The 14,252-nt window shown below is 48.5% G+C and carries 11 protein-coding genes and 1 pseudogene; 1 reads left to right on the top strand and 11 read right to left on the bottom strand.

Features of this window, described 5'->3' with window-relative positions; genetic code table 11:
• Position 1 precedes the first annotated feature (1 nt).
• The 7 genes from rng to JK130_RS10750 form a co-directional block, all read right to left on the bottom strand.
• The gene (gene rng / locus JK130_RS10780; RefSeq protein ID WP_218354333.1) at positions 2-1,468 is read right to left on the bottom strand and encodes a ribonuclease G; all 1,467 of its coding nucleotides are present in this window, start codon (positions 1,466-1,468) and stop codon (positions 2-4) included.
• On the bottom strand, positions 1,465-2,049 hold the full coding sequence (locus JK130_RS10775; RefSeq protein ID WP_218354332.1) for a Maf family protein: 585 nt from the start codon (positions 2,047-2,049) through the stop codon (positions 1,465-1,467). Before JK130_RS10775 ends, rng begins: the two co-directional genes overlap by 4 nt.
• Positions 2,050-2,070: 21 nt before the next feature.
• On the bottom strand, positions 2,071-2,553 hold the full coding sequence (gene mreD / locus JK130_RS10770) for a rod shape-determining protein MreD (protein WP_218354331.1): 483 nt from the start codon (positions 2,551-2,553) through the stop codon (positions 2,071-2,073).
• Positions 2,554-2,556: 3 nt separating this feature from the next.
• A complete protein-coding gene (gene mreC, locus JK130_RS10765) occupies positions 2,557-3,435 on the bottom strand; it encodes a rod shape-determining protein MreC (RefSeq protein WP_218354330.1) in 879 nt (292 codons plus the stop codon).
• Positions 3,436-3,474: 39 nt separating this feature from the next.
• Positions 3,475-4,518: a rod shape-determining protein gene (locus tag JK130_RS10760; RefSeq protein ID WP_218354329.1), complete on the bottom strand. Its 1,044-nt coding sequence runs from the start codon at positions 4,516-4,518 to the stop codon at positions 3,475-3,477.
• Between the two features lie 226 nt (positions 4,519-4,744).
• Positions 4,745-5,242 carry a hypothetical protein gene (locus JK130_RS10755; RefSeq protein ID WP_218354328.1) on the bottom strand — a complete coding sequence of 166 codons (498 nt, stop codon included), beginning with the start codon at positions 5,240-5,242 and terminating at the stop codon, positions 4,745-4,747.
• A gap of 116 nt (positions 5,243-5,358) precedes the next feature.
• Positions 5,359-5,913 (bottom strand): histidine phosphatase family protein, encoded by a 555-nt coding sequence (locus JK130_RS10750; protein WP_218354327.1) that lies wholly within the window; start codon positions 5,911-5,913, stop codon positions 5,359-5,361.
• A 424-nt stretch (positions 5,914-6,337) separates the two neighbouring features.
• Between JK130_RS10750 and JK130_RS16835 the strand changes: the two are divergent.
• Positions 6,338-6,454: pseudogene (locus tag JK130_RS16835) on the top strand (DapH/DapD/GlmU-related protein); the annotation flags it as partial.
• 38 nt (positions 6,455-6,492) lie between these two features.
• Here the strand turns inward: JK130_RS16835 and JK130_RS10740 are convergent.
• From JK130_RS10740 to JK130_RS10725, 4 genes are all read right to left on the bottom strand, one after another.
• Positions 6,493-8,382: an acyltransferase family protein gene (locus JK130_RS10740; protein ID WP_218354325.1), complete on the bottom strand. Its 1,890-nt coding sequence runs from the start codon at positions 8,380-8,382 to the stop codon at positions 6,493-6,495.
• Positions 8,383-8,508: 126 nt separating this feature from the next.
• Positions 8,509-9,702, bottom strand: coding sequence for an MFS transporter (locus JK130_RS10735; protein ID WP_218354324.1), 1,194 nt, complete (start codon positions 9,700-9,702; stop codon positions 8,509-8,511).
• Positions 9,703-10,272: 570 nt separating this feature from the next.
• Positions 10,273-12,801: a glycoside hydrolase family 3 protein gene (locus JK130_RS10730; RefSeq protein ID WP_218354323.1), complete on the bottom strand. Its 2,529-nt coding sequence runs from the start codon at positions 12,799-12,801 to the stop codon at positions 10,273-10,275.
• Positions 12,798-14,042, bottom strand: a complete 1,245-nt coding sequence (locus JK130_RS10725) for a sugar MFS transporter (RefSeq protein WP_218354322.1) — start codon at positions 14,040-14,042, stop codon at positions 12,798-12,800. Before JK130_RS10725 ends, JK130_RS10730 begins: the two co-directional genes overlap by 4 nt.
• Between the last annotated feature and the right edge of the window lie 210 nt (positions 14,043-14,252).

The following is a 14,252-nucleotide window of genomic DNA, read 5'->3' as shown; positions in this document are numbered from 1 at the left end:
TTTACATCATCACAACGTCGTATTTGTCCTGGTTGTACAAAGGCTCGGTTTGAACTTTAATTTGTTTAGATACAAACACTTCTAGTTCAGCCAGCATATGCGACTCTTCACCCAAAAGGGCTTCGGCCACGCTGGGTGAGGCATAGACCACAAATTTGTCTGCATCGTAAGCCCGGTTCACCCGAACAATTTCACGCATAATTTCAAAACAAATAGTTTCGATGGTCTTTACCGAACCGCGCCCCTTGCACACCGGGCATTCACCACACAGTACATGCTCAAGACTTTCACGGGTGCGTTTGCGAGTCATTTCAATTAACCCTAACGAGGTAAACCCATGGATATTTATCTTGGCACGATCTTTACTTGTGGACGTCTCCAGACTATGTAAGACCCGGCGCTTGTGATCAGGTTCAACCATATCGATAAAGTCGATAAGAATCATCCCTCCCAAATTTCGCAGACGCAGTTGCCGGGCAATCGCCAGGGTCGCTTCAATATTGGTATTAAAAATGGTTTCTTCTAAATTACGGTGCCCCACAAAGGCCCCGGTGTTAATATCAATGGTGGTCATGGCTTCGGTCTGGTCAATAATTAAATACCCCCCCGATTTCAAATCTACCCGCCGCTCTAAGGCTCGCTGGACCTCGTTTTCAACATCGTACAAATCAAAAATTGGCCGTTCACCGCGATAGTAATCAAGTTTGTTGCTTAATTCAGGCACGTATTCTTTGGTGAACTCAATAAGCTCCTGATACGACAACTTAGAATCAATACGTATTCGGTCAAGCTCGGTCCCCACAAAGTCTCTTAGTACTCGTCGGGCCAGCGGCAGATCTTCATACAGCACATTTGGCTTTTTCTTTTTCATACGCTGCTGAATTTTATTCCATAACCGGCGTAAAAAGGCAGCATCCTGTGCCAGCTCAGTTTTGCTCACACCTTCAGCGGCCGTTCGTAAAATAAAACCGCCCTCGTCATCGCAAAACTCTTGCACCAATTCTTTTAAACGTTCGCGCTCTGCTTCATCTTCAATGCGCTGTGACACACCCACATGGGTAACGCTGGGCATAAAGACCAAATACCGGGACGGAATAGTAATGTCTGTGGTCAGGCGTGCACCTTTGGTACCAATAGGGTCTTTAACCACCTGCACAACAATTTCCTGACCTTCACGAACCAGTTCGCGTATATCCTGTTTTTGAATATGCGACCCTGACATTTCGCCTTCTAACTCAGTATGCACAATAATGTCTGATGCATGTAAAAAGGCGGCTTTTTCAAGACCAATGTCTACAAAAGCGGCTTGCATGCCCGGTAATACGCGGCTTACTTTGCCCCGATACATGTTTCCTACCAGGCCTTTTTTAGTGTGCCGTTCAACATGAATTTCCTGCAAAATGCCATTTTCAATTAAAGCCACCCGAGACTCGGAAGGGGTGACATTAATCAGTAGTTCTGCGCTCATACGGTCACTCCAAACTGTTGTAATAACACCCGGGTTTCATACATGGGTAAGCCTATAACACTACTGACACTGCCTGTTACCGATTTGACAAACTGCCCACCGCGCCCCTGAATAGCATAGCTGCCTGCTTTGTCGGCCGGTTCACCTGATTGCCAGTACTGTTCTATGTCGGTCAGCGATAATTCAGCAAACTCAACCTGTGTAGTGACAATCAGCGACTGCTGGGTTTGTTCGTTGCGCGCATGCACAGCGGTTAATACCCGATGCGTATTGCCCGACAAACGGCTGAGTATGGCAATACTGTCAGATTTATCGACGGGTTTGCCCAGACTTTCACCGTCAAACTCAATAAGTGTGTCGCTGGCCAGGACTACAGCGCTGGTTTTCTCAGTAGTGGAGAGTCGCTGCCATGCTTCGGCGGCTTTTTCGCAAGCCAGGCGTGCAACCATATCTGCCGGCTTTTCTGCCGGCAATGCCGATTCATCAATATCAACCGGTAAACATCGGTGGCTGATGCCCATTTGGTCAAGCAAGGCCGTGCGGCGGGCCGACGCCGACGCCAGAATTAATTCAGGTGCCATGGCAACTCCTTGTAGGGTGGGTCAGGTGATACTAAGTTGACGACGGGCTTTGCGTAGCACCCAAAACATCCAGGGCCACAGTACCATTGATGAAATTACCGGCCACAGGTAGGCAAACTGAAATGGAATATCGGTAAGTAAATGCTGTAACCAGAACAGCATCAGGTGGTAAAACGAACTCAGTAAGCCAATAATAATAGCCTGTTGCCAAACAGAGTAGTTGCGCAAACGCTGATAATTGGCGGCAAGTACATACACCGCGACACTCAATGCAAAACTGTGGATGCCCAGCGCTGACCCCAGCAAAATATCCATGGCCAGCCCGGTTAAAAACGCTACACCTACATTTACCCGGTGCGGCAACGCCATCGCCCAGTAAACAAGAACAATAAGTACCCAGTCAGGGCGGTACAAATCAGCCTGAATAGGCAGCGGCATAATTTGCAGTACCAGCGCAATTAAAATACTCAGTAAAATAGCGTAATAACGAGCTTTTATAAGCATAGGTTAGCCTTTTGGTTGCCCCGTGACCTGACGCAATGCGCTGCCTTCAGGTTGACGAGGCGCATCGTGTGGCCACAACAGCAATAAGTATTTAAGCCGGTCTAGCTGGGCCAGCGGGCGCACTTTCACCGTAGCAAATGGACGGCTTTCATCATGCACTACCGACTCAACCTGAGCCACAGGATACCCGGCCGGAAAGACTTTTCCCAAACCAGACGACATCAGCATATCGCCTGGTTGGATATCTACGCTGTGCGGCACATGCTCTAAAAACAGCTCGTCCATATCGCCGTGGCCACTGGCGATAAACCGAATATTATTGCGTACCGAGCGTACAGGAATTGCGTGGGTGACATCTGAGATCAGCACAACCCGGCTATTGGTACTGCCTACTTCCATAACCTGCCCTACCACCCCGCGATCATCTAATACCGATTGGGATAAATACACCCCATCAATTGCGCCTTTGTTAATCACGATTTGCTGGCTGAATGGGTTGTTGTCTACGGCCATCAACTCCACCACCATTTTGTGTACCTTGGGCTCTACCGGCACATCAAGTAATTTGCGCAGCTGTTCATTTTCAGCCTGTAATATTTCAAACTGTTGTAGCTGCTCACGCATCATCAGATTTTGATTGGTCAGTCGGCTATTTTCAGATACCAGTGCCTGATTTGAGGTAAGCCGCTGTGCACTAAAGTTGAGCATAACACTGGGCAGGTTCGCCAGATACTGTAGCGGGCTCATTATAGAGTTAAGGTACACGCGGGTAGATTGAAATGCTGCCAGTTTATGGTCGGCCACGATCAACAAAACCGACAAGGCCAGGGCAAGCGCAAGTCGGTTGTTTAGCGACGGTCCGCGAGTAAATATAGTATCCATGACACCCGGTCAGGTTAGCGCCCGAAGACGCACCTGATGTTATTCGTAGGTGAACAGGTCGCCGCCGTGCAGGTCAATCATATCGAATGCCTTACCGCCGCCACGTGCTACACAGGTCAAGGGATCATCGGCAATTACCACCGGAATACCGGTTTCTTCCATTAATAGCCGGTCCAGATCTTTTAATAATGCCCCGCCTCCGGTCAGTACCATACCGCGCTCAGAAATATCCGATGCCAGCTCGGGTGGAGACTGCTCTAAGGCAACCATCACTGCTGAAACGATGCCGGTTAAAGGTTCTTGTAATGCTTCAAGAATCTCGTTCGAATTCAGTGTAAAGCCGCGTGGTACACCTTCAGCTAAGTTACGGCCTCGCACTTCAATCTCACGCACTTCTTCGCCTGGGTAGGCGGCGCCAATTTCATGTTTAATACGCTCGGCAGTGGCTTCACCAATTAACGACCCAAAATTACGGCGAACGTAATTAATAATGGCTTCGTCAAATTTGTCACCCCCAATGCGTACCGAAGAAGAATACACCACACCATTTAAAGAGATAATGGCAACTTCAGTGGTACCGCCACCAATATCGACCACCATTGAACCGGTGGCTTCTGATACCGGCAAACCAGCACCAATAGCTGCCGCCATGGGTTCGTCTATCAGGTAGACTTCACGCGCGCCAGCACCTAGTGCTGACTCACGAATGGCACGTCGCTCTACCTGAGTAGAGCCACATGGCACGCACACCAGAACCCGTGGGCTGGGACGCATAAAGTTATTGTCGTGAACTTGTTTAATGAAATGCTGAAGCATTTTTTCAGTTACAAAAAAGTCAGCAATTACGCCGTCCTTCATGGGCCGGATTGCGCGTATGTTACCCGGCGTACGACCTAACATACGTTTGGCTTCAGCACCTACGGCCGCCACACTTTTAGGGCCACCAGCGCGCTCTTGGCGAATAGCCACAACTGAAGGTTCGTTTAGTACAATACCCTGATCTTTAACGTAGATCAGCGTATTAGCTGTTCCGAGGTCGATGGACAAATCGTTCGAAAACATGCCCCGAAGCTTTTTAAACATGAAATGCTCATTCCTGTAACTGTATGCCGGGCGCTTGGTTCGGGTGAGGATTTTTAGCGCCCGCTAAGAAGAAGATACCGATTGTTACACTTTAACAACGGGGGCAGGTTTGGGCAAGCGAACACCTCAGGTAAGCAGGGTATTTACCCGTGTTTTTTCTGCGCTCAGTCGTTTTTGACGCTACCAGGTTTCAATGTGTTCAAAAAACAACCAACCAGCCTATTACCTAGCCGTTAAAAATGACCTGGCCGCGATCAATGACATAATCAAACCCACTACCCCGACTATAACCAAATCGACAAACTGCACCAGAGTTGGGCGTGTCACTATCGGCGGCTATATATTTGGCCCGAATTTTAAAGCCTTCTACCTGTAACGCGGTATTCGTTAACACCCGCCATAGGCGTTCGCACTGAGCATTGCCGGTAAGCACTTTAGGCAAACCATTGATTGCCACGTTTACGGGCTTTCGACCTACTTCCCTGCCCGCTTTGTTATAGTGAATCAGCATAATAGCGGGGGGCTGATTTTCAACCTGCCATTGATAACGGGTTCGGGTTGCACTGGTTTGCATTTTTTCAGACAACATTTTTAGCGTCCGGTACTTTGTGTTCGGTTCGGTGGTGTTCAGATAAACAATCAGTACCAATAAAATAGCGGCAAAAGTAGATACAACTATAATGTTGAGCCAAAAGCGGCGGGAGTCAGACCGAGTGCGTTTCATTTTCACACATTTTTTTACCCCTAAATTTGGGTGGTGTTATACCAAAGGAAGCCATTAGTGCTGCTCACAGGTTGAGTATATTAATCTCTGTCTTTTTTTGCACATGCAAACAAGCCTTATTTTTCTAATCGAATCACTCCCCAGTAGCGATGATCTTTTTCAGTGACCTTCCACCCCAAAGCCTGAAGGTAGCGTACCAGGAAACGATTGGTCAGTGCGTGGGCAAAAACACAAATTTTTGAATGCTGTTGTGCACGTACTTCTAACAGGTTTGCCGCCCGGTATATTCGTTGCCGGGCGTGCAGGTAAGACTCAAATGGGCCTGGGCGGCCCCCAAACCATAGCAACCGGTTTAAGTATACCCAGCTCCATGCTTTTATTTTAAGCGGAAGCCGATAGCGGGGTATCTGCATTTCATTAAGCAAAGCATTAATTTCTGTTATCGGGTGATGGGTATAGCGCGCTGCAGACAATTGCGCACGTCGCAGTTTACTGGCCATAATATAATGCTGACTTAAATTTCGCTGACACCGAGGCAGGCTATGTTGATGCAGTACAGCACGATTGTAGTTTCTAACCCAGTTTGAAAACCCCGCGCTGGACAGCCGGAAATTGTGTTCAGAAGCGGGTCGGCCATGACGTATCAGTAAAATTTCCTTTTTTTGATGCATCGCAAGTGGGTCAGGTGTTTTACAATGAAGACAAATGTACCTTACTTCAGATGTTATGCAAAATGCTTTGCCAGAACGTCGTCATGGCGATATTCCCTACTATATTCATCACTTTGAGCAAAGTGATCATGCGCACCAGATAAACGCGCAGCATTGGCGGGCTTTTAATTGCGCCAGTAAAACCCAGCGTGCGGCAATACAGCGCCAGATTTTTAGTCAGCATAACCCCGCTCTTATTGAGCCTGCTTTTTTTTGCGAAACGCCGGCCTTAATGCAATTTGGCCAATCGGTTTTTATAAACCACAATACCGCGCTGCTGGGCGCTCATTCTATATCGATGAATGACGGGGTTTTAATAGGCCCCAACTGCATTGTATCAAGCAGGCCTATAGCGGGCTATCCCGACCCGGCGGCCACTGTCACTATCGAGTCTGACGTATGGGTTGGTGCTAATGTATTGGTACTGCCTGGAGTGACTATTGGCAAACAGGCTATTATCGGTGCCGGCAGTGTGGTGAGTCAATGTGTAGCGGCGCACACTACATTTTACAATGCCTCGGTTTTTAAAGGCTGATGCCGCTATCTCAGCTTTTCAGGTAATAATTCAATAATACGCTGCGCGCCCGTTACCGAAGGATGATTGTCGTCAAAGTATAGTGCCTGGCCTGCGATAACAGCCATACACTTTTGCTTATTACACAAAGCCTTTACAGGGTTTAAAAATTTCACATTAGGCGGATACTGGGCTTGTTTAAAGTGCTGTAAAATAAACGCGTTTCGCTTTTGGTAATAGGCAATTGTGGCCCCGGGTAAATGCTCGGGGCTCTCGTCGGTAATTTGTATGTCAGCCAGCATTGACATCACCGGTTTGGGAAGCTCGGGAATCGGCAGGGTTATAAATACTGTTTGTTTTGCCGCAGCCAGGGTGTGAATAGTGGCGTCTAACGATTTCACAATTCGCTGCGCCCGGGCATTATTTTTGATAGCAGGTACTTTAGGGTAGACCTCACCATGCTCTCCCGCCAAACTCCAGGAATATCGGTGATTAATAAGCACATGCTCAATGCGGTTATCTTCAGCGATAGCTTTCACCGACTCCTTGTACCAGCGTGTACACCGGCTACTGCCCGCGGCGTGTAGCAACGATGGCGAGCAGCCTGAAAAGCTAAAATGCTTTATGCCCTGATCTTTTTGTTTTAACTGCAATGCCAGGGCGTAGGCAAGCTCTACGGTGTGGCTGTCTCCAAATACTGCCCAGCGTATGTCTTTTCCAAAATATTCACACGCTTCGGTTGGGTTCTGATATTCATCAATATGGCATTGTTCACGTTTGGGGCTGGCCGTGACCGAGTTTAACGCTTGTTGCATAGGCGCAGAAAACCGCTCAATTACGCCCTGATAAATGACTACGGTGCTGCCCATAATAATAACCAGCAAACCCAACCATAGTGGCTTGGCCTGCCATAGATCAAAAAGATGTTCTAACCGGCGCCACTTAATATTTTCGATAAACCGGTAGCTGATAAACCCCAACAGCACGCATACCAACATGCCCGGAATCCACCAGTAGGTAATGTCGTAACGATAACCCAGTACCACCACCGGCCAATGCCACAAATAGATAGAATAAGACCAGCGTCCCAGCGCCTGAAATGCCCTGTTGTTCGTTAATATACTGTCTTGACGCGCCGCAACGAGTACCAGATAAGTACCGGCCACCGGGACCAGTGCCATATACCCCGGCCAGCTTATCGACTCATCAACCAGAACATAGGCTGCCACAATCAGACCGATTCCTGATACATTGAATATACGGCTGTATTTTTGGTTTTGCGATAGCGGGTATAAAAACGCAAGTCCACCCAATAACAACTCCCACGCCCTGGCCGCGAGCAGATAATACGATGCACTGGGCCACAATACTGAAGTTAACGCGCTGTATATAAATAAACCACCGGTAAGCAGCAATACGCCACGTTTAATACCGGCGATTGCCCCCAGTCTGCTTAACCCCAGCAATACCAGCGGGTAAAGCAAGTAAAACTGCCATTCTACTGCCAGTGACCAGGTGTGTAATAACCATTTTTGATGCGAAGCTGCATCAAAATAACCGGCTTCCTGCCAATACATGAAGTTTGAGATGAACGCCACACTGCCCCAGGCATGTTTGCCCAGAGCGGCATATTCTTCTGGCAGTAAAATAAACCAGCCTAATACCAACAGTGTCAGGCAAAGTATCGCCAAAGCCGGAACAATACGGTTCGCCCGGGCCAGGTAAAACTTCAGCAGTCCAAATCTTTTTTCATCAATGGCTCTGACCACAATGCTGGTCATCAAAAAACCGGAGATAACAAAAAAAACATCTACCCCGGCAAAGCCGCCTGGCAACCATGCTGGTTTAAAGTGAAAAAGAACCACTGCAATAACGGCAATCGCTCTTAAGCCGTTAATATCGTAACGAAAGTTCAAAATGTATCAGGCCATTAATTGTAAAAAAGTTAAGCAATTAACTTTTGTTGATATGAATATAATACAGTGCATCAATTGGACCAGATTTATTGTCAGGCCCTACCCATACTACGCTTTAACAGAGTTTTAAGGTGTAAGCGGTAACTGTATGTTGCGTCCGACTTTAAGGCCAAGCAAAGCCTGACTGATACTAAAGGCCACACAAATAAACAAAGCTAATTGCCAGCCACCTACCCAGTCGTAGACAGCGCCTAAAGCAAACGGCCCGGTGGCTGCGACACAATAGCCGGTAGTCTGGGCCGCACTAGAAAGTGACGATGCCTGATCGCTGGTACGGGTACGCAGCCCAATAAAAGATAACGCCAGAATGAAATTGGCGCCAATTGCAAAACCAAGTACCGCTGACCAGGCATAAGCAAATTGGGGAAATAGCATTAATCCGGCAAATCCTACCAAATTCAGAGCTGTCATCGATACTGATAACCCGCGTTGGTCGTGCAGGCGCTTCATGGCAGGTACAATCACAAATCCGGGTAATGCACTGGCAAACTGAAAAATACCGTGAATATTACCGGCTTGGGCTTCACTAAAACCAGCCTCGTTCACTATTGCAGGAAGCCAGCTGACTACCGAATAGTACAAAAAGGCATTACAGCCGAAAAAACCACAAAGTTGCCAGGTCAGCCGATGACCAAAAATAGCTTTTCCGGCCCCCTTATGCGGACCTTCGTCAGGGGCACGTTGCTTAGCGTCTTTGAGTTGATTTAACCACAATAACGCCGAAACAACCGGCATTCCTACCATTGCCAGTAACGCAAACTCCCACTCGGGCCCGCCATTAGCCAGGGGGATGACCGCTGCAGACCAAGCCGCAGCGACTATCCCCATTGCCAGTACGTAGGATGACGTCAGCAGGGCTATATGGTTTGGAAAGCGTAATTTTACTACCCCGGGTAATAAAACATTCCCCGCCGCTATTCCGGCGCCAATTAATACCGTACCACCCAGCAACCCATACAATCCTGCGATAGAGCGCACCAGTACGCCTACCGCTATGACTACCAGTGCTAAAAACAGAGTACGTTCAATACCAAAGCGCCGTGATATGGCCGGTACCAGAGGCGACACCAGCATAAATACCAATAGTGGCAAGGTGATTAGTAACCCTACCGTAGATGCACTTAAGGTCAGCTCGTTTTGGATAGCCACCATTAAAGGCGCTACGCCCGTAAACGGGGCCCGCAAATTGGCTGCAATGAGCATAACCCCGGCAAACAGTACAAATGGAAAAGCAGAAGAAAAAGAGGAGCGCGGACTCATAAAGTGGTTTCATCACACCTAAATATAATAAGGGGCGTATTGTACTGGTTTACGCCGTAGCTGCACCTTTTTGTCGATAAGTTTACCGTGAGCCCTGATATCGCCAAGAATTTTGTTACGTGGATGTTGTTGCATGGACAGTCGCGTGTTACGTGGACAGTCACATAGTTTGAGTTATTGCTTGGACAGTCACCCGTTACCCACGTCGGCACGAGTTTGTCGACTGGACAGTCACATATTATTGGTGGAAATAGGACAGTCATATAAGAGCCTGTGCACCACTGGCGGAAATAGGACAGTCATAGCAGAACTCGTGCACCACGACCTATAATGAGACTTGTGTTACGTGGACAGTCACATAGTTTAAGTTGCTGCCTGGACAGTCATGCTACCTGGACACCCACCCCAAATGTTTTCTCTGGACAGTCATGTATTGCTGTCGCGAGTTATTGCCTGGACACGCATAGTTTGTTGCCTGGACAGTTTGTTGCCTGGACAGTCACTCATTACCCACGTCGATGAGTGTCAACAGCTACTAAAAACCCCGGTCAGAGCCGGGGTTTATCAGACTTACCGGGGGCAATCAGGCAAATTCTCAGCCTGTGGCTCCAGGCGCACATCAGAAATAGTGAGCGCGGTATCGGCTCCTGCTTTCAATGATAAGACTTCAAACACTTCGTCCAATGCCATACCGGCTTCAATCAAGCATTCGGTAGGCACGGTAACGGTCTGCCAGTTGGTAGTCGCCTGGCTGAAATCTGACAACTTAACATCCCCTGAACAGCCTTCACCGCAATGCATCGACAACACCACCTCCGTAGTGTTGCTTTGTTTTTTCACATCCAGCACCAGCGCAGACTTAGCGGTAGTGTAATCACGCAAATCTTCAGGGAACTGCGCCCCGAAGCTTACCGTGGCAGCCTGTTTCCAACTAATGGCCAGCGCGTCTTCCTGCACATTACGATCAGTAGTACGAATATCGATGCTGGCAGTAGACAAAGTATTGCTATTCATCACCTGCTCGCCCTCTTCGCCCCTGACCGTTAGCTTCCACGGCTTTTGAATACTACGTACAAAAACAGGATGGGTCATGACCAGTTCATTACCGGCACTGGCTTGTTCAGAAAAGGGCTGTGTCAGTGGATCCTGCTCACCATAGGCCAGCCCATAGCCATAGGCGAACAGCGGAGTCTGGCCGTCGCCTTTGTTCACAGTCTGAGTCGGGCTGGCAGGCCATGAGAATGACAATTTTCCCTGCATCGGATAACGTGCCTGTCCCTGGGCATCGGCAAACAGTACATCAGCCACGCCATGACCTTCTGTGCCTGGTAACCAGGCCACCACAAACGCATCACTGGCATTTAGCTCAGGATTAACCCACAACGGGCGTCCGGTAATGAAAACCGAAACCACCGGAATGTTTTGTTCCTGCAATGATTTCAGTATTGCCAAATCCTGCTTGTCACCACGCTGATATTCCAGGTTAGACAAGTCTCCGTTGCCTTCGGCATATGGGTTTTCACCAAATACCACAACGGCCACATCAGGGCGTTTCTCAAAGCTGCCATCTACCGACAGTTCGGTACTGCCACCCTGTGTGCTTACTGTCTGCTCAATGCCCTGGTAAATAGAGGTTGCACCGGGAAAGTCGCTATTCTGATTACCGGTTCCTTGCCAGGTAATGCTCCAGCCACCCGCTTGCTTTCCTATGTTGTCCGCAGCATCACCCGCTACCAGAATGTGCTGGTCGGCCGCAAGTGGCAGCAATTGATCCTGATTTTTCAGCATAACCAGTGACTTGCGTACCGCTTCACGGGCGATAGCGCGATGCTCGGGGGCACCAATCAACTCAGCTTTTGCCGATAACGCACGCTTGGCCGGCGACGGTAAATCAAACAGTCCTACCCGCATTTTTACGCGCAGCACACGACGTACTGCGTCATTCAGTCGCTCTTTGGAAATTTCTCCGCTTTTAACCTGAGCGATGGTGTTTTGCATCAACGGCTTCCAGGCGTCGGTGGGCACCATATATACATCCAGGCCGGCATTAATAGCCTGTGGACAGCTTTGATTGGTGCAGCCTTCAATCTGGCCGTGGCCATTCCAGTCGCCTACCACAAAGCCATCGAAGCCCATTTTTTCTTTTAATACGTGCGTAAGTAAATATTTACTGCCGTGAATTTTATCGCCTTTCCAACTGTTAAACGATGCCATCACTGACTGTGACCCGGCATTTAACCCTTCAACATAACCCTGGCCATGGATTTCAAACAAGGTTTTCTCATCTGCGATATTATTGCCTTGATCATCACCCTCTTGGGTGCCCCCGTCGCCGATAAAATGCTTTACAGTTGACACCACATGAGAATCATCAATGTTACCGTCACTTAGATCGCCTTGCAGTCCGGTAACGATAGCCCGGGCGTATTCACCCACGACCTGCGGGTCTTCTGAATAAGACTCGTAGGTGCGTCCCCAGCGGTCATCACGGGCGGTGGCAACAGTAGGGGCGAAAATCCAGTCGATACCGGTTGCCCGCACTTCTTTAGCGGTCGCCGCGGCAATCTGCTCGACCAGACTGGCATCGCGCATAGCCCCTAAACCAATATTATGGGGGAATAAGGTGGCGCCAATAACGTTATTGTGACCATGCACTGCGTCGGTACCCCACATGGTCGGGATAGCCGACCCATCAATCGAGTCATCCACCGAGGCCTGATACATATTCTCGGCCAGGGCCACCCAGTCTTCCATCGAAGCCTGCTTGTCACCATTAGGAAATGAACCGCCGCCATTGAGGTATGAGCCAAATCCGTAACGGCGCATGTCTTCTACCGTAATATCCCGTATTTCCGGTTGCATCAGTTGGGCTACTTTTTGCTCCAGTGTCATGGTGCTCATGATGTCATCCACTCGCTGCTCAATCTCTTTGCTATTGGGAGTATCGAAGCGAATTTGGGGCCAGTAATCAGGTACGGTAACCGTGGAGTCGTCGGCTTTCACCGACTTAGATTCCGTTTGGCTGGCACTTTGCTGACAGCCATTTAAGGCCAAAGCTACGGCAATAAAACCTAATGAGTGCAAAAATGTTTTTTTCATGAATGAACTTCCTTACTGATGACCGGTTTGCTGCCTACCAACCCATAGTAGGCAATATAAAAGTAACAAATTAGAGGTAATAAAAAGGAGAGTTGCAGACCTATGCTGTCAGCCAGTGCGCCTTGCACTAGCGGTACGATTGCACCACCCACAATAGCCAGACACAACATGCCCGAGCCCTGTGCGGTTTGCTGACCCAGCCCTTTAAGTGCCAGGCTGAAAATAGTGGGGAACATAATTGAGTTACATAAACCGACAGCCAGAATACTCCACATTGCCAATAAACCATCGCTGGATACTGATAAAATAATCAGGCCACAAGACAACGCGCTATTAAAGGCTAATAACTTCCCGGCAGACACTTTTTGCATTACTATCGCGCCGATAAAACGCCCTACCATTGCCCCGCCCCAGTAGTAAGCAATATATTTTGAGGCCTGGCTTTCGCCCATCCCCATAACATTGTCCAGTCCCAGATAATTCACCAGAAAGCTTCCGATGGTTACCTCAGCCCCGACATATGTAAACAAACCAATAACCCCCAGCGCCAGATGTCGATGTTTTAGTACCGAACTGTCAGCTGAGGTGGGCAGCTCTGTGTTGTCGGTAGGTGGCGTTGGCATTGCGATTTTCAGCATAACAACCGCCATAATTAACAGCGCGGCTGCCAGTGCAAGGTACGGCAGAATAACGGAATCGGCATTAGTCTCTACTGCCTCGCCATGCGAAGAGAACAACAACATACCGCCAATGATAGGGGCGACGGTGGTACCCAGCGAATTGAATGCCTGCGTCATCGTCAGACGGCTGGAGGCGGTATCTGGGTCACCCATGACAGTCACCAGCGGATTGGCCGCGACCTGTAATACGGTTACACCACTGGCTAACACAAACAAAGACGCCAGAAACATACTGTACTGGGCTAAAAATGCCGACGGTATAAACATTACGCATCCGATGGCGGCGGTGGTCAACCCAACGGCAATCCCTTTTTGGTAGCCAATTTTACTAACCAGCTTACCTGCGGGAATCGATACCAAAAAATAGGCACCAAAAAAGCAAAACTGTACCAGCATAGCCTGGGTGTAGCTTAACGCGAACAACGATTTAAGATGTGGAATTAGTACATCGTTCATAGCGGTTATAAACCCCCACATAAAGAACAATGATGTGAGTGCCCACAGAGCAAAACGTGTTGTAGACGGCTGCGCAAGTATGGAAGTTTGTGCCGATGTATTCATGAGGCTGCCTCTATAATAAACAACTTATCAGACCCAGAATCGACCTCTTCCAGGTTATATATTTGTTGTTAATAAACGTTAACAATGCGTAGCAGTATAAAGCGCTTTCGCCCCAATGCAAGCGCTTACATTTGAGAAGTTAAATTTTTGGTTTTCTCGTTTCCTCATTAAATATTAATACCAGGTTACTTAGGGATGGTGGTTCGTACC

It is taken from the genome of Alteromonas lipotrueiana (assembly GCF_019249245.1).
Taxonomy (GTDB): Bacteria; Pseudomonadota; Gammaproteobacteria; order Enterobacterales; family Alteromonadaceae; genus Alteromonas; species Alteromonas lipotrueiana.
Note: the sequence above shows the minus strand (reverse complement) of the source record. Positions and strands in the feature narration are given on the sequence as shown.